Here is a 14,813-nt window from a genome sequence, read left to right on the forward strand (position 1 = left end):
GATTAAAAACGAATATTTTTCAGAAATTCCGCCAAGCGCGGTGATTGGGGGCGCTCGAAGATAGCCTTCGGCGGCCCCTGCTCTTCAATCCGGCCCTGGTTCATAAATACGATGTTGTCCGAGACCTCGTAGGCAAAGCGCATTTCATGGGTCACCAGCAGCATGGTCATGCCCTCTTGCGCCAGGTTCTTGATCACACTGAGCACTTCGCCCACCAACTCCGGGTCCAGCGCCGAGGTCACTTCGTCGAACAGCATCAGGCTCGGGTTCATCGCAATCGCCCGGGCAATTGCCACGCGCTGCTGCTGGCCGCCAGACAACTGACCGGGGAAGTGGTTGCGCCGTTCCAGGAGGCCGACGCGCTCCAGCCATTTTTCTGCCAGGGCCACCGCTTCGTCCTTGCCCATGTGCTTGACCTTGAGCAGGCCCAGGGTAACGTTCTGCAACGCGGTCAGATGAGGGAACAGGTTGAATTGCTGGAACGCCATGCCGGTCATCGCGCGATGTTGGGCGATGACCTTTTCCGGATGGCGCACGCGTTTGCCGGCGACATCGCGGTAACCGATGGACTCACCGTCGAGGGTGATCTGCCCACCCTGGAACTCTTCCAGCAGGTTGACGCAACGCAGCAGTGTGGTCTTGCCCGAGCCGCTGGAGCCGATCAACGTCACGACGTTGCCACGTTGCAGCGACAGATCGACGCCCTTGAGCACTTCCACCGCGCCATATTGCTTGCGCAGGCCGCTGATGTTGAGCAATGGTTGATTCATGGCAAGGCCACCCGCTTTTCAATGTAGCGCCCGAATAACTCGATGGCGTAGTTGATGACAAAGAACAGAAACCCGGCGAACAGGTAGAACTCCAGGGTCATGAAGGTCCGCGCGATGACTTGCTGGGTACTCAACAGCAATTCGGCAACGCCGATCACCGACAACAGGGTCGAGGCCTTGACGATCTCAGTGGAGGAATTGACCCAGGTCGGCAAAATCTGCCGCAGCGCCTGGGGCAACAACACATACCCCAGGGACTGGTAGAAGGTCAGCCCGATGGCCTTGCCGGCCTCCAGTTGCCCACGGGGAATGGCTTGCAGCGCACCGCGCACAATCTCGGCGACATGGGAGCCGCAAAACAGCGTCAGGCCCAGGGCGCCGGCTTGGAAAGCACTGATCTGCCAGCCGAGCGCCGGCGCCATGTAGAAACAGGCCAGCACCAACACAAACACCGGGGTACCCCGGATCAGGTCGACGTACAGGCGAAACGGCGCGCGCATCCAGAACTTGCCGTAGGTCAGCACCAGCCCGGCGACGATGCCGATCAGGGTGCCGAAGATAATCGCCAGCACCGAGCAATACACGCTGGTCTGGAACCCAGTCCAGAGGGTTTCCCGGGCGATCCACAACTCATGCAGCCAATACATGGAAAACCCCTCTTATCGACGGATCGCCAAACGCTGCTCCAGGTAACGCAGCAGCATGGCGATGAGGTAACAGGCAGCCACATAGAGCGCAGTCGTCACCAGCCAGGTTTCAATCACCCGGTAGCTTTCGACGTTGATCTTGCGGGCGTAATAGGTCAGCTCCGGCACGGCAATCGCGGCCGCCAGGGAGGTGTCCTTGAACAGCGAGATAAAGTTGTTCGACAGGGCCGGCAGCACATTGCGCAGCATTACTGGCACGGTGATATAGGCGCGGATCTGCCACTCACCCAGGCCAATCGCCAGGCCTGCCTCGCGCAAGCCCTTGGGAATATTCAACAGGCCGGCACGGAACACTTCGGTCAGGTAGGCGCCGGCGTACAACGACAGGGTGATGATGAACGAGGGGATCTTGTCCAGGCGGATGCCCAGGCTGGGCAAGGCGAAATAGATCAACAGGATCAGCACCAGGATCGGCGTGTTGCGCACCACCGTCACATACACCGAGGCCAGGATGCGTAACGCGCGGTGTTTGGACAGCATGGCAAAGGCCATCAACAGGCCAATCACGCAGCCGATGGCAATCGACAGCAAGGCCAGTTGCAGGCCCAGGCCGAGCCCCACCAGCAAGGTGTCGAAATCACGCCATACCGCGGCAAAATTCAACTGATAGTTCATGGTCGGCAATACCTTGACCGGGGCGCCAGCAACGACGCCCCGCGCTCACAATTCATTTGAACTCGACGGGAAAACCAATCGCCGGGGTCGGCAGATCGACACCAAACCACTGTTTGAACGACGCTGCGTAGGTCGGGAACTCCACGCCGGTCATGGCTTCATGCAGGGCCGTGTTGACGAAATTCAGCCAGTCCTGGTCGCCACGCTTGACCGCACACGCATAGGTTTGCGGGCTCCAGGCGTAGGTAGGGCTACGGTAGCGACCGGGGTTCTGCACCATCAGGTACTTGACCGAAGACTGGTCGGTGGCGGCGGTGTCGGCACGCCCGGAGTTCACGGCCTGGTACATCAGGTCGACGCTGTCGTACTGGTCGACCTTGGCCTTGGGCAGTGCCTGGTGTACCAGTTCTTCGGCGTAGACGTTTTGCAGCACGGCCACGGTGACGTCGTCGCCCGCCGCTTGCAGGTCTTCGATTTCCTTGTACTTGCTGTTGGCCGGCAACAGCAGGCCGACGCCTTCGCGGTAGTACGGCAAGGTGAACGCCACTTGCTGCGCGCGGCTGGCGGTAACGGTAATGAACTGGCAGCTCATATCGACTTTGTTGGTCAGCAGGTTGGGAATCCGCGCATCGGATGACTGCACCACAAACTCGACTTTGCTCGGGTCGTTGAACAGGCCCTTGGCGACGATGCGCCCGATATCGATATCAAAACCCTGCAACTTGCCATCCGCTCCCTGGAAGTGCCACGGCGCATTGGTACTGCCTGTACCGACGATCAGGTGCCCACGGGAGAGCACGCTGTCGAGTTTGCCGTCTGCCGCCTGCACCAGGCCTGCAAAAGACGCCTGCGCGGCGAAGAGAAAAACACACGCTTTGAACACGGAAGGTCGGTGATGCATGACAAGCACTCCAGGAGTTGTGTATTCCGCTATACCGGAACTTGGTATGTAACAACGGAATAGACAGCAGAAAGTGTGCCACAGCCAGTAACAGAAAAATATCGATGCCTTGAATCTGTTTTAAATCAGTCAGATACGCAGGGATCGACGACACAACATTGCGCAAGCTTCGGCAGGCAGATTGCTACCGTGCGCCCCAACCGAAGGTGGAAGGTTCTATTTGAGTGCGCATTTGCACACATCAGAGGCGCTACCTGTGAACTCTGACAGTAGACCCGCTCACCCGCCTCGCTTAGCGTTCAGGACACAGCCATGGGCATAAAGGAAGCTTGTCATGGGGTTGATCACCACGGTAATCGACGACGCGGATGCGTATAGAAGTGCGCTGGAGACCCAACGCACGGTATTCATGCTCTTTGTATCGCCCCAGTGCCCGGTATGCGGTGCGGCCAAGCCACTGTTCAGCAAAGTGGCCGGACGTTATCGCCGCCAGGCTGCGCTTTATGTGCTGGATACGACTCAGACCCCACGCCATCCCGAGGTGACCGGCACACCAACGCTGCTGATCTTGAAGAACGGCAGGCTGGTCGAAAAACTCAAGGGGTTCGGCCCCTGGGAGACCCAGGAGCAGACCCTGAAGAGAACCTTCGAGCGGCACACCCGAGGTGTGCCGACCAAACGCGCAAAGCCTCGTTAACCCACCGAAACAGGGGTCAACAGCACCTGCGTCACCCGCCGCTCCTCCACCGCTGCCACGGTCAGGCGCCAACCTTCGTGTTCCAGGCTATCCCCTACCACCGGCAGGCGATCCAACAAGCTCATGACCAGGCCCGCAAGGGTCTGGTAATCCTCGGTGGCCACCGCCTGGAAACCGGTGCGCTGGCGAATCAGGTTCAGGTTCAACGCACCGTTGGCGCGGTAACCGCCCTGCTCTTCAACGATGTCCGGCCCTTCCACTTCACTGGCGTCCGGCAACTCACCGGCGATGGACTCAAGAATGTCGGTCATGCTCAACACTCCCATGAAGTCGCCGAATTCGTTGATCACGAAGGCAATGTGCGTCGACTCCTGGCGCATCTGCTCCAGGGCGTTGAGGATCGAGAAACTGTCCAGCAGGTTGATCGCCCGACGCGCCAAGTGCTCCAGGTTGGGCTCATTGCCGGCCAGGTACTCCTTGAGCAATTCCTTCTTGTGCACGAAGCCCAACGGCTCATCCACCGCGCCGTTACGGATCAGCGGCAAACGCGAGTAGGACGAGTGCATCAGTTTCAGGCGAATAGTCTCCGGATCGTCAGCCAGATCGATGCAGTCGACATTCGCCCGTGGCGTCATCAAGGTGCGGATCGGCCGCTCGGCCAGTTGCAGCACACCGCTGATCATGATCCGTTCGCGACGATCGAACAGCGGGCCTTGAGGGTTATCGCCGCCATCGAGCAGGTCGGTAACGTCTTCACCCACTTCTTCCACCGCCAGGCTGCGACCGCCCAGCAGGCGCATGACCGCATGGGCCGTGCGCTCACGGATCGGTCGCAGGCCTTGCGCGGACTTCTTGCGACGTGCCCGGGCGATCTGGTTGAACACCTCGATCAGGATCGAGAAACCAATGGCCGCGTACAGGTAGCCTTTGGGAATATGGAAGCCCAGGCCTTCGGCGGTCAGGGCGAAACCAATCATCATCAAGAAGCCCAGGCACAGCATGATCACTGTCGGGTGCGCATTGACGAAGCGAGTCAACGGCTTGCTGGCCACGATCATCACGCCGATGGACACGATCACCGCGATCATCATCACCGCCAGCTCATCCACCATCCCGACTGCCGTAATCACCGCATCGAGGGAGAACACCGCATCCAGCACCACGATCTGCGCCACGATCGGCCAGAACATCGCGTAGGCCGCATTGCCGGTACGTTCGGTGATATGCCCTTCGAGCCGCTCATGCAACTCCATGGTGGCCTTGAACAACAGGAACACACCACCGAACAGCATGATCAGGTCACGTCCGGAGAAGCTCTTGTCGAACACTTCGAACAACGGCTGGGTCAAGGTCACCAACCAGGAAATACTCGCCAACAGGCCCAGGCGCATGATCAGCGCCAGGGACAAACCGATCAACCGCGCACGGTCGCGCTGCTCCGGCGGCAGTTTGTCTGCCAGGATCGCGATAAACACCAGGTTGTCGATGCCCAGTACCAGTTCCAGCACAATCAAGGTCAACAGGCCGAGCCAGGCCGTTGGATCCGCTAACCATTCCATATAAAAGTCTCTGTCTCTTTATTTGATATTCAGAATGCCGGGCATGGCAAAACGCGATCAGGTGACCGGGAATAGGTTAGCAGTCGGAATACAGGATGTTTCAGCGGGAACAACGACAGTAGAGGTCTTGGGGAAAGACGACTGGGGGGCTCCGAGAGGGTGTTCATGCAAGTCCTGCAGTGAGAAAAGGACTTTAATCCTACAGCCGAAATACAAATTTCCTACAATTTAAAACTATTACAAGATCTGTAAAAGCAGGCGCACGAAGCCTGTAGGAGCTGGCTTGCCTGCGATGCATACGCCACGGTGTATCAGTCACGCTGCGGTGATGCTATCGCAGGCAAGCCAGCTCCCACACAAGCCAGTGTCCACATTTTGATAGGAGGCAGCTCAGGTTTTGCGGGTTGCGTCGTCCAGCGCCAGGATGGTGTGGGCATTAGTTACCGTGGTTGCCAGGGTATTGATCACCCCCGAGCGCAACGCCCCCAGCGTCGCCGCCGCCTTGGTGTTTTCACTGGCGATTGCCACTACATCTGGAATACGGAACAGCTCCTGTACCGTCAAGCCGATCACCCGCCCTTGAATGGCGTTGACCGCGGGCTGGCCGTGGATGTCGATAAAGTCGTAGCCCATCATGTCGCCCACGGTGCCGGACAAACGCGCCTGGGCGATTTCCTGGGGTGAGAACCAGCCCATGCGCACCATATTGCTGTTTTCGCTCATGTCACCGATGCCGATCAGCGCCATATCGGCGCGGCGCGCGCGGTCCAGGGTCGAGCGCACGGTGTCGTTGCTGATCAAGATGCTGCGCAGTTCCGGATTGGCGACCAGCGCCGGGGCATACAGGCTTTCACTCTCGCCGCCAAAGCGCAGGGCCAGGCGCCGGCAGATATGGTCGGGGTTCATGTATTCACCCGCCTTGAGCGAACCGCCAATGGCGCAGACAAACGTGCAGTTGCGCGTCACCGGCAAAAACACGTTATCGGCCACCGCCCCCACATTGCGCCCCATGCCAACGGCGACAATCATGCCGTCGCCCAGGGTCTTGTTCAGGTAGTTGGCCACCAGGCTGGCCACGGCGGAGCGCTGGGTGTCGGCGTCGCTGTGATCGACCGCGATCAACGCACGGTCCAGCTGGAAGCGCTCCACCAGCGCCTGTTCCAATTCATTGTTCATTGCCGGATGCTGCAACACCCGCACCTCGACAATCCCTTCATCGCGCGCACGCTTGAGCAGCCGGCTGACTTTCGCGCGGGACAGGTCAAAGCGCTTGGCGATGGCTTCCTGAGTGACGTTCTCAAGGTAATAGAGCATCGCCACTTCGGTCATCAGATCGATATCGCTGGCGGTGCGCAGGGTACTGTCACTCATGGGGACGGGCTTCCGTTTCGGCGTCAAAGGCGCATTCTCCCGACTCTTGCCCCACCACGTCCACTACTGATGCCCATCACGCTCTATGGCATTGATGCGCTCGACCTTGGCCCCGGAACGCGCCGCCTCGAACTCCGAGGCCAGAAACGCAGTGACGATGCTCTTGGCCAGTTCCGCCCCGACCACCCGCGCACCAATGGACAGGATCTGCGCATCGTTGCTCTTGCGCGCCCGCTCCGCCGAATAGGTGTCGTGGGCCTGGGCCGCGCGAATCCCCAGGACTTTGTTGGCCGAGATAGCCATGCCGATGCCCGTGCCACACACCAGCACCCCCAGGCGCTGTTGCCCGGCGTTGATGGCCGTGGCCACTGCCAGTGCAATGTCCGGGTAGAGCACGGGCGCCGTGGAATGGGTGCCAAAGTCGGTCACCGGATACCCCAACGCCTCGATATGGCGCTTCAACAGCTCCTTGAGCTCATAACCTGCTTCGTCACATCCGATAGCCACCGGGAAAGGTGAGTTCATGACATTAGGCTCCGCTGCCGTGGTGAAACTTAAGACTGATCATATGATCACTCGATGAAATTTCTATCAGTCATTTCTCGGATATTCCCTCGCAACTGTCAAGCACGTTTTAACTGACCCACCAGTCAAACCCCTCTAAAACGCCACGAAATAAGAGATGGCAGGCAATTACAAGTTTTCAGTGAAAGAGATTGACTGATCAGAATTTCATTTGGTACACATATGATCACGCAGCAACACGACTGTGTACCTAATAAGAATTCACAGCACGAGGACACGCCGATGGCTACGCCATTACTGCTCCAGGCTGAACACGTCGCCAAGGCCTACGCCGGCATCCCTGCCCTGCGTGACGGCCGCCTCTCGCTGCGGGCCGGCAGCGTGCATGCCCTGTGCGGCGGCAACGGCGCCGGCAAATCCACGTTCCTCAGCATCCTGATGGGCATCACCCAGCGTGATGCCGGCAACATCCTGCTCAATGGCGCCCCTGTGCATTTCCATCGCCCCAGCGAAGCGCTGGCGGCGGGGGTCGCGATGATCACCCAGGAGCTGGAGCCGATCCCTTACATGACCGTCGCCGAGAACATCTGGCTGGGCCGCGAACCACGGCGCGCCGGCTGCATCGTCGACAGCAAGGAACTGAACCGGCGCACCCGCGAGTTGCTGGAAAGCCTGGAGTTCGAGGTCGAGGCCACCGCCCCCATGCACCGCCTGAGCGTGGCGCAGATCCAGTTGGTGGAGATCGCCAAGGCGTTCAGCCATGACTGCCAGGTGATGATCATGGACGAACCCACTTCCGCCATCGGCGAGCGTGAAGCCGAAACCCTGTTCAAGGCTATCCGCCGCCTCACTGCCCGCGGTGCCGGGATCGTCTATGTGTCCCATCGTCTCAGCGAGCTGGCGCAGATCGCCGACGACTACAGCATCTTCCGCGATGGCGCCTTCGTCGAAAGCGGACGCATGGCCGATATCGACCGCGCCCACCTGGTGCGCGGTATTGTCGGCCAGGAGCTGACGCGCATCGACCACAAGGCCGGGCGTGAAAGCGCCGCCGAGTGCTGCCTGGACGTCCAGGGCCTGAGCCGCAGCGGCGAGTTCCAGGACATCAGCCTGCAATTGCGCCAGGGCGAAATCCTCGGCATCTATGGCCTGATGGGCTCGGGGCGCAGCGAGTTCCTCAACTGCATTTACGGCCTGACCACCCCGGATGCCGGCAGCGTCACCCTGCAAGGCAAGCCGATGCCCATCGGGCTGCCCAAGGCGACCATCCGCGCGGGCATGTCCCTGGTTACCGAGGACCGCAAGGAAAGTGGCCTGGTGCTCAGCTCCAGCATCCTCTCGAACATCGCATTATCGGCGTACAAGCAGCTGTCGAGCTGGTCGCTGATCAATGCGCGCAAGGAAAACCAGTTGGCCGAAGACATGGTCAAGCGCCTGCAAATCAAGACCACCTCCCTGGACCTGCCAGTGGCGTCCATGAGCGGCGGCAATCAACAGAAGGTGGTGCTTGCCAAATGCCTGTCGACCCAACCGGTGTGCCTGCTGTGCGATGAGCCGACCCGGGGTATCGATGAAGGCGCCAAGCAGGAGATCTATCACTTGCTGGACCAGTTCGTGCGCGCCGGTGGCGCGGCCATCGTGGTGTCGTCGGAAGCCCCGGAACTGCTGCACCTGAGTGACCGTATCGCCGTCTTCAAGGGTGGCCGACTGGTGACTATCAGCAGCGACACCGCCCTTTCCCAGGAAGCCTTGTTGAGTCTTGCCTCATGAACGCCAAAACCATTGCCGCTCCGTTGACCACCCCCGCGCGCAGCCGCCTGCGTCTTTCCCTCGACCGCTTTGGCCTGCCGCTGGTGTTTATCCTGCTGTGCGTGGTCATGGCGTTTTCCAGCGAATACTTCATGACTTGGCGCAACTGGATGGACATCCTGCGCCAGACCTCGATCAACGGCATCCTCGCTGTAGGCATGACCTATGTGATCCTGACCAAGGGCATTGACCTCTCGGTGGGCTCGATCCTCGCCTTCGCCGGCCTGTGCAGCGCCCTGGTCGCGACCCAGGGCTACGGCTTGCTGGCCGCCGTCAGCGCCGGGATGTTTGCCGGCGCGATGCTGGGGGTGGTCAACGGCTTCATGGTGGCCAACCTGTCGATCCCGCCCTTCGTCGCGACCCTGGGCATGCTCAGCATTGCCCGGGGCATGACCTTCATCCTCAACGACGGCAGCCCGGTCACTGACTTGCCGGACGCCTACCTGGCCCTGGGCATCGGTAAGTTCGGGCCGATTGGCGTGCCGGTGATCATCTTTGCCGTGGTCGCGCTGATTTTCTGGATGGTGCTGCGCTACACCACTTACGGGCGCTATATCTACGCGGTAGGCGGCAACGAAAAGAGCGCACGCACCTCGGGGATTGGGGTGCGCAAGGTGACGTTCTCGGTGTACGTGGTCTCCGGGCTACTGGCGGGCCTGGCGGGTGTCGTTCTGGCAGCACGCACCACCTCCGCCCTGCCCCAGGCCGGCATGTCTTATGAGCTGGATGCGATTGCCGCCGTGGTGATCGGCGGCACCAGCCTGTCCGGCGGCGTCGGCACCATCGTCGGCACGCTGTTCGGCGCCCTGCTGATCGGGGTGATCAACAACGGCCTGAACCTGCTCGGTGTGTCCTCCTATTACCAGCAAGTCGCCAAGGGCCTGATCATCGTGCTCGCGGTGTTGATTGACGTGTGGCGCAAGAAAAAACGCTAGTCGCTTTTCCTCTGAAACGAACTGAACGACCACAACAATAAACGGAGTTCTCATCATGAAATTCGCTACATCATTTGCCGCCGTTGCGGCCCTCACCCTGCTCGCCAGCAGCATCACCCTGGCCGCCGAAGGCAAGCCCTACAAGATCGGCGCCGCCGTCTACGGCCTCAAGGGCCAGTTCATGCAGAACTGGGTGCGCGAACTCAAAGAGCACCCGGCGGTCAAGGACGGCAGCGTGCAAATCACCGTATTCGATGGCAACTACGATGCGCTGACCCAGAACAACCAGATCGAAACCATGATCACCCAGCGCTTCGATGCGATCCTGTTTGTCCCCATCGATACCAAGGCCGGCATCGGTACCGTGACCCGGGCAATGGCCGAAGACATCCCGGTGATTGCCTCCAATGCCAAGCTGGCAGACCCCAAGATTCCTTACGTGGGCAACGATGACGTCGAGGGTGGCCGGCTCCAGGCCCAGGCCATGGTCGAGCAACTCAAAGGCAAGGGCAATGTGGCGATCATCCAGGGGCCGATTGGCCAGTCGGCCCAGATCGACCGGGAACGGGGCGAGATGGAGGTACTGAACAAGCACCCGCAGATCAAGATTATCGAGATGAAGACCGCCAACTGGTCCCGGGCCGAAGCCCTGGCCTTGACCGAAGACTGGCTCAATGCCCACCCCAATGGCGGCATCTCCGGGATCATCGCGCAAAACGACGACATGGCCCTCGGCGCCCTGCAAGCGGTGAAGTCCCGCGGACTGACGCCCACCGAAGTACCGGTGACGTCCATCGACGGCATGCCGGATGCCATCCAGGCTGCGAAGAGAAACGAAATCACCACCTTCCTGCAAGACGCCCAGGCGCAATCCCAAGGCGCCCTGGACGTAGCCCTGCGCGCCCTGGCCGGCAAGGACTACAAGCCGCGCTCCGTGATTTGGGAGCGCTATGCCAAGGACGTGCAATGGGGCGACGGCACCGCCAAGAGCTACATCCTGCCGTGGGTGCCCGTGACCACTGCGAATGCGGATGCGCTGTACCAGCAGGTCAGTGGCACTAAATAAATATTGAGTTGAAATACAGCCCAGTGTAGGAGCTGGCTTGCCTGCGATGCGAGCACCTCGGTGTATCAGGGTTACCCAGTCGATGCTATCGCAGGCAAGCCAGCTCCCACATTTGATCTCCACTGTTTTTGAGAATGGAGTTAAACCAATGTCTGGATTCTGGAACCAAGCCTTCGACCTCAGTGGCCGCTGCGCCGTGATCACCGGCGGGGCCGCGGGGATTGGCCTGGCGTGTGCCAGCCTGCTGGTGGAGCGTGGTGCGCGCGTGGCCTTGCTCGACCGTGATCCGGCCGTGGCCGAAGTCGCCGCCAGCCTCGGCGCCGGGCATCTGGGGATCGTCGTCGACCTGCGCCAGCTGGACCAGGTGCAGAGCAGCATCGACTACGTGTTCGCGCACTTCAAGCGCCTGGACTACCTGGTCAACAGCGCCGGTGTGGTGATGTTGGACAAGGCCATCGACGTCAGCGAAAACGCCTGGGACATCACCCTGGACATCAACCTCAAGGCCAGCTTCTTCGTGGCCCAGGCCTGTGCCAAATACATGCTGGCCCAAGGCAGCGGGCGCATCGTCAACCTGGCCTCCCAGGCAGCGGTGATCGGCCTGGACCGGCACGTGGCGTATTGCGCGAGCAAGGCGGCGATTGTCGGCATGACCAAGGTCCTGGCCATGGAATGGGCACCGCACATCAATGTAAATGCCATCTCCCCGACCATCGTCGAAACCGCCCTGGGCAAGAAAGCCTGGGCTGGCGAGGTGGGCGAACGAGCCAAATTGCAGATCCCGGCTGGCCGTTTTGCCCAGCCGGATGAAATCGCCGGGCTGGCGTTGTACCTGCTCAGTGACGCGGCCCAGATGATCACCGGCGCCAATATGGTGATCGACGGCGGCTACAGCATTCAGTAACCCATCTATTCGTCGCGAGGTTTGTCATGTCCACCGCCACCGAACGTACCGCCGAACAACTCAACCCGGTAATCCCCAAGACCATGCAGGCCGTGGTGTGCCACGGCCCGGAAGACTATCGCCTGGAAACCGTCGACGTCCCGACACCCGGCCCCGACGAAATCCTGACCAAGGTCGAGCTGTGTGGCATCTGCATGGGCGATATCAAGACCTATCGCGGCGCACCATCGTTCTGGGGCGACGCCGAGCAGCCGCGCTACGTCAAGCCGCCGATGATTCCCGGGCATGAGTTTGTGTGCCGCGTGGTCGCCCTGGGCCCTGGCGCCGAGAAGCGTGGGGTGAAGGTTGGCGACCGGGTGATTTCCGAGCAGATCGTGCCCTGCTGGGGTTGCCGCTTCTGCAACCACGGCCAGTACTGGATGTGCCAGAAACACGACCTCTACGGTTTCCAGAACAACGTCCAGGGCGCCATGGCCCAGTACATGATCTTCACCAAGGAAGGCATCATCCACCAGGTGCCGGATTCCATCGCGCCAGACGAGGCGATCCTGATCGAACCCCTGGCCTGCTCGCTGCACGCGGCGGAACGGGCCAATGTGGATTTCGACGATGTCGTAGTGGTAGCCGGCGCCGGCACCCTGGGCCTGGGCATCATCGGCGCGGTGCGCATGCGTAACCCCAAACGCCTGATCGTGCTCGACATGAAACCCGAACGCGCCGAACTGGCCCTGCGCATGGGCGCCGACGAGGTCTGGAACCCGGCCGAGGTGGATGTACTGGCAAAAATCCGCGAAATCACCGACGGTTATGGCTGCGATATCTATATCGAAGCCACCGGGCACCACAAGGCGGTGAACCAGGGCCTGGCGATGCTGCGCAAGCTGGGGCGCTTCGTCGAATTCAGCGTATTCAACGACGAGGCCACGGTAGATTGGTCGATCATTGGCGACCGCAAGGAACTGGATGTGCTGGGTTCGCACCTGGGCCCCTACATGTACCCACGGGCCATCGACTTTATCGGTAAGCGCAAGATCGACATGCGCGACGTGGTGACCCACAAGTTTGCATTGGCGGATTTCAAGGAAGCGTTTGCAGTGATGGAACGTGGGGACAAGTCCTTGAAGGTCGTGCTCGAACCCTAAAACACCCCAACCGCTTTTTACTGTAGGAGCGAGCTTGCTCGCGAAAAACCTGAGGGCGACGCACTCATCCAGGCAGCCCGCGTTAGCGTTAACGTTTTTCGCGAGCAAGCTCGCTCCTACAGTCAGTTGCTCACAACAAGAACAGGAACCCGCGTTATGAATCGAGTCATCAACGATCCGGACCAAGTGGTCGAGGACATGCTGCGCGGCATTCTGGTCGCCCATCCCGAACTGCGCCAGAGCGACACCAATCCCCGCGTGATCAGCAAGGCCAAGCCCTCCAGCCAGGGCTGCGTCGGCATCGTCACCGGTGGCGGCTCGGGCCATGAGCCGGCGTTTCTCGGTTATGTCGGCCCAGGCTTGGTGGACGCCGTGGCCGTCGGCGAAATCTTCTCTTCGCCCACCGCCAAGAGCTTTTTCGATGCCTTCCGCGCCGCCGACCATGGGGCTGGCGTGGCTTGCCTGTACGGCAACTATGCCGGCGACAATATGAACGTGAAGCTGGCAATGAAAATGGCCGCCAGCAAGGACATGCAGATCCGCACCGTGGTCGCCAACGATGACGTGGCCTCGGCCCCCAAGGCCGATATCGCCAAGCGTCGCGGGGTGGCCGGGGAGATTTTCATGTGGAAGATCGGCGGTGCCGCCGCCGCGCAGCACTACGACCTGGATGGAGTGATTCGCGTCGCACAGAAGGCCGTCGATCACTGTCGCTCCATCGGTATCGGCCTGACCCCCTGCACCATTGCGGCAGTGGGCAAGCCGAACTTCCAGATCCCCGACGGCCAGATGGAATTGGGTATCGGCCACCACGGCGAACCCGGCATCGAAGTGATTCCGATCGAATCCGCCGCCGCCATGGCCACGCGCATGCTGGCACCGATCCTCGCCGACCGTGACTTCAGCCAGGATGACAGCGTGGTGGTGCTGGTCTCGGGGCTGGGCGCGACGCCAGTGATGGAGCTGTACATCTTCTACGCCGAAGTCGAAAGCCAGCTCAAGGCCAAAGGCCTGAAGATCCATCGTTGCTACGTCGGCAACTACTTCACCTCCCTGGAAATGATGGGCGTGACCCTGACCCTGCTAGGCCTGGATGCCGAACTGAAAACCCTGATCGACCAACCTTGCCGCTCCATCGGCATGACCCAGGCGGAATAAACCATGAGCCAGCATTTTTCTACCCACGATGGCAGTGCAATTGTCACCGACCTGGTCAGCGTGATCGTCGCCAACCGTGAGTACCTCAGCGAAGTCGACGGTGCGATTGGCGATGGCGACCACGGCATCAATATGGCCAAGGGCTTCGCCCATTGCGGCCGCACCATCGAAGGCCGGCAGTTGACCCTGGCCGAGGCCCTGGATGAACTGACCTTGAGCCTGATGGAAGGCATCGGTGGCTCCATGGGACCGCTATATGGCAGCCTGTTTATCGGCATGGCCGACGAGGTGCGCGGCTGCGAAGACATCAATGGCGCCACCTTCGCCCATTTGCTGCGCGGCGGCCTGACTTCGTTGCAGGACATCACCGAAGCCGGTGTGGGCGACAAGTGCTTGATGGACACCCTGATTCCGGCGGTGGAGGCGTTTGAGCGGGCGCAGGCAGCGGGCGCGTCCTTCGGTGATGCCCTGGACGCGATGAAAACTGCAGCCTCCCAGGGCCGCGACTCGACCAAGGACCTGGTGGCCAAGATCGGCCGGGCCAGCCGCCTGGGCGAACGCTCGCTGGGGGTACTGGATGCCGGGGCGGTGTCCTGCTGCCTGATCCTCACGCAACTGGCAGACTCGATCCAACCCCGCCTGACCCTGTAGGAG

General features: G+C 60.7%; 15 protein-coding genes. 8 read left to right on the forward strand and 7 right to left on the reverse strand.

Features of this window, described 5'->3' with window-relative positions; genetic code table 11:
• Positions 1-2: 2 nt before the first annotated feature.
• Genes BFQ03_RS26415 through BFQ03_RS26430 form a run of 4 tightly spaced genes read right to left on the reverse strand, consistent with a single transcriptional unit; the run spans position 3 to position 2,993 of the window.
• The gene (locus BFQ03_RS26415; protein ID WP_032857222.1) at positions 3-770 is read right to left on the reverse strand and encodes an amino acid ABC transporter ATP-binding protein; all 768 of its coding nucleotides are present in this window, start codon (positions 768-770) and stop codon (positions 3-5) included.
• Positions 767-1,417 carry an amino acid ABC transporter permease gene (locus BFQ03_RS26420; protein ID WP_032857223.1) on the reverse strand — a complete coding sequence of 217 codons (651 nt, stop codon included), beginning with the start codon at positions 1,415-1,417 and terminating at the stop codon, positions 767-769. Before BFQ03_RS26420 ends, BFQ03_RS26415 begins: the two co-directional genes overlap by 4 nt.
• A 12-nt stretch (positions 1,418-1,429) precedes the next feature.
• Positions 1,430-2,092: an amino acid ABC transporter permease gene (locus tag BFQ03_RS26425; RefSeq protein WP_032857225.1), complete on the reverse strand. Its 663-nt coding sequence runs from the start codon at positions 2,090-2,092 to the stop codon at positions 1,430-1,432.
• Positions 2,093-2,144: 52 nt separating this feature from the next.
• Complete coding sequence (locus BFQ03_RS26430; protein ID WP_065944348.1) at positions 2,145-2,993, reverse strand: transporter substrate-binding domain-containing protein; 849 nt, start codon at positions 2,991-2,993, stop codon at positions 2,145-2,147.
• Positions 2,994-3,327: 334 nt separating this feature from the next.
• On the opposite strand from BFQ03_RS26430, the gene BFQ03_RS26435 reads away from it, so the two are divergent.
• Positions 3,328-3,690 carry a thioredoxin family protein gene (locus tag BFQ03_RS26435; RefSeq protein ID WP_065944349.1) on the forward strand — a complete coding sequence of 121 codons (363 nt, stop codon included), beginning with the start codon at positions 3,328-3,330 and terminating at the stop codon, positions 3,688-3,690.
• On the opposite strand, the gene BFQ03_RS26440 is transcribed toward BFQ03_RS26435, so the two are convergent.
• The 3 genes from BFQ03_RS26440 to rpiB all read right to left on the reverse strand — a co-directional run bounded on the left by BFQ03_RS26440 (position 3,687) and on the right by rpiB (position 7,145).
• Positions 3,687-5,249 carry a TerC family protein gene (locus tag BFQ03_RS26440; RefSeq protein WP_065944350.1) on the reverse strand — a complete coding sequence of 521 codons (1,563 nt, stop codon included), beginning with the start codon at positions 5,247-5,249 and terminating at the stop codon, positions 3,687-3,689. The genes BFQ03_RS26435 and BFQ03_RS26440 overlap by 4 nt on opposite strands.
• A gap of 390 nt (positions 5,250-5,639) precedes the next feature.
• Positions 5,640-6,620 carry a sugar-binding transcriptional regulator gene (locus BFQ03_RS26445; RefSeq protein ID WP_032857231.1) on the reverse strand — a complete coding sequence of 327 codons (981 nt, stop codon included), beginning with the start codon at positions 6,618-6,620 and terminating at the stop codon, positions 5,640-5,642.
• A gap of 63 nt (positions 6,621-6,683) precedes the next feature.
• On the reverse strand, positions 6,684-7,145 hold the full coding sequence (gene rpiB / locus BFQ03_RS26450) for a ribose 5-phosphate isomerase B (protein ID WP_032857232.1): 462 nt from the start codon (positions 7,143-7,145) through the stop codon (positions 6,684-6,686).
• Positions 7,146-7,427: 282 nt separating this feature from the next.
• Between rpiB and BFQ03_RS26455 the strand changes: the two genes are divergently transcribed.
• The 7 genes from BFQ03_RS26455 to dhaL all read left to right on the forward strand — a co-directional run bounded on the left by BFQ03_RS26455 (position 7,428) and on the right by dhaL (position 14,810).
• Positions 7,428-8,915 (forward strand): sugar ABC transporter ATP-binding protein, encoded by a 1,488-nt coding sequence (locus BFQ03_RS26455; RefSeq protein ID WP_032857233.1) that lies wholly within the window; start codon positions 7,428-7,430, stop codon positions 8,913-8,915.
• Entirely contained in the window at positions 8,912-9,889 is a 978-nt protein-coding gene (locus BFQ03_RS26460) for an ABC transporter permease (RefSeq protein WP_032857234.1), read from the forward strand. Before BFQ03_RS26455 ends, BFQ03_RS26460 begins: the two co-directional genes overlap by 4 nt.
• Before the next feature lie 55 nt (positions 9,890-9,944).
• The gene (locus tag BFQ03_RS26465; protein WP_032857235.1) at positions 9,945-10,955 is read left to right on the forward strand and encodes a substrate-binding domain-containing protein; all 1,011 of its coding nucleotides are present in this window, start codon (positions 9,945-9,947) and stop codon (positions 10,953-10,955) included.
• Positions 10,956-11,103: 148 nt separating this feature from the next.
• Positions 11,104-11,859 carry an SDR family oxidoreductase gene (locus BFQ03_RS26470; RefSeq protein ID WP_065944351.1) on the forward strand — a complete coding sequence of 252 codons (756 nt, stop codon included), beginning with the start codon at positions 11,104-11,106 and terminating at the stop codon, positions 11,857-11,859.
• A 26-nt stretch (positions 11,860-11,885) separates the two neighbouring features.
• Positions 11,886-13,001: an MDR/zinc-dependent alcohol dehydrogenase-like family protein gene (locus BFQ03_RS26475; protein ID WP_032857238.1), complete on the forward strand. Its 1,116-nt coding sequence runs from the start codon at positions 11,886-11,888 to the stop codon at positions 12,999-13,001.
• Between the two features lie 156 nt (positions 13,002-13,157).
• Complete coding sequence (locus BFQ03_RS26480) at positions 13,158-14,159, forward strand: dihydroxyacetone kinase subunit DhaK (RefSeq protein WP_065944352.1); 1,002 nt, start codon at positions 13,158-13,160, stop codon at positions 14,157-14,159.
• 3 nt (positions 14,160-14,162) lie between these two features.
• Positions 14,163-14,810 (forward strand): dihydroxyacetone kinase subunit DhaL, encoded by a 648-nt coding sequence (dhaL, locus tag BFQ03_RS26485; RefSeq protein ID WP_065944353.1) that lies wholly within the window; start codon positions 14,163-14,165, stop codon positions 14,808-14,810.
• The last annotated feature ends 3 nt before the right edge of the window (positions 14,811-14,813 follow it).

It is taken from the genome of Pseudomonas sp. 25 R 14 (assembly GCF_900004755.1).
In the GTDB taxonomy this organism is placed as follows: Bacteria; Pseudomonadota; Gammaproteobacteria; order Pseudomonadales; family Pseudomonadaceae; genus Aquipseudomonas; species Aquipseudomonas brenneri.

Excerpts from the sequence above, each read along its gene's own strand:
- BFQ03_RS26435 (WP_065944349.1), top strand. The coding sequence starts at position 3,328 with ATGGGGTTGATCACCACGGTAATCGACGACGCGGATGCGTATAGAAGT.
- dhaL (WP_065944353.1), top strand. The coding sequence starts at position 14,163 with ATGAGCCAGCATTTTTCTACCCACGATGGCAGTGCAATTGTCACCGAC.
- rpiB (WP_032857232.1), bottom strand. The coding sequence starts at position 7,145 with ATGAACTCACCTTTCCCGGTGGCTATCGGATGTGACGAAGCAGGTTAT.
- BFQ03_RS26470 (WP_065944351.1), top strand. The coding sequence starts at position 11,104 with ATGTCTGGATTCTGGAACCAAGCCTTCGACCTCAGTGGCCGCTGCGCC.
- BFQ03_RS26445 (WP_032857231.1), bottom strand. The coding sequence starts at position 6,620 with ATGAGTGACAGTACCCTGCGCACCGCCAGCGATATCGATCTGATGACC.
- BFQ03_RS26440 (WP_065944350.1), bottom strand. The coding sequence starts at position 5,249 with ATGGAATGGTTAGCGGATCCAACGGCCTGGCTCGGCCTGTTGACCTTG.
- BFQ03_RS26465 (WP_032857235.1), top strand. The coding sequence starts at position 9,945 with ATGAAATTCGCTACATCATTTGCCGCCGTTGCGGCCCTCACCCTGCTC.
- BFQ03_RS26455 (WP_032857233.1), top strand. The coding sequence starts at position 7,428 with ATGGCTACGCCATTACTGCTCCAGGCTGAACACGTCGCCAAGGCCTAC.
- BFQ03_RS26480 (WP_065944352.1), top strand. The coding sequence starts at position 13,158 with ATGAATCGAGTCATCAACGATCCGGACCAAGTGGTCGAGGACATGCTG.
- BFQ03_RS26420 (WP_032857223.1), bottom strand. The coding sequence starts at position 1,417 with ATGTATTGGCTGCATGAGTTGTGGATCGCCCGGGAAACCCTCTGGACT.
- BFQ03_RS26460 (WP_032857234.1), top strand. The coding sequence starts at position 8,912 with ATGAACGCCAAAACCATTGCCGCTCCGTTGACCACCCCCGCGCGCAGC.
- BFQ03_RS26430 (WP_065944348.1), bottom strand. The coding sequence starts at position 2,993 with ATGCATCACCGACCTTCCGTGTTCAAAGCGTGTGTTTTTCTCTTCGCC.
- BFQ03_RS26415 (WP_032857222.1), bottom strand. The coding sequence starts at position 770 with ATGAATCAACCATTGCTCAACATCAGCGGCCTGCGCAAGCAATATGGC.
- BFQ03_RS26475 (WP_032857238.1), top strand. The coding sequence starts at position 11,886 with ATGTCCACCGCCACCGAACGTACCGCCGAACAACTCAACCCGGTAATC.
- BFQ03_RS26425 (WP_032857225.1), bottom strand. The coding sequence starts at position 2,092 with ATGAACTATCAGTTGAATTTTGCCGCGGTATGGCGTGATTTCGACACC.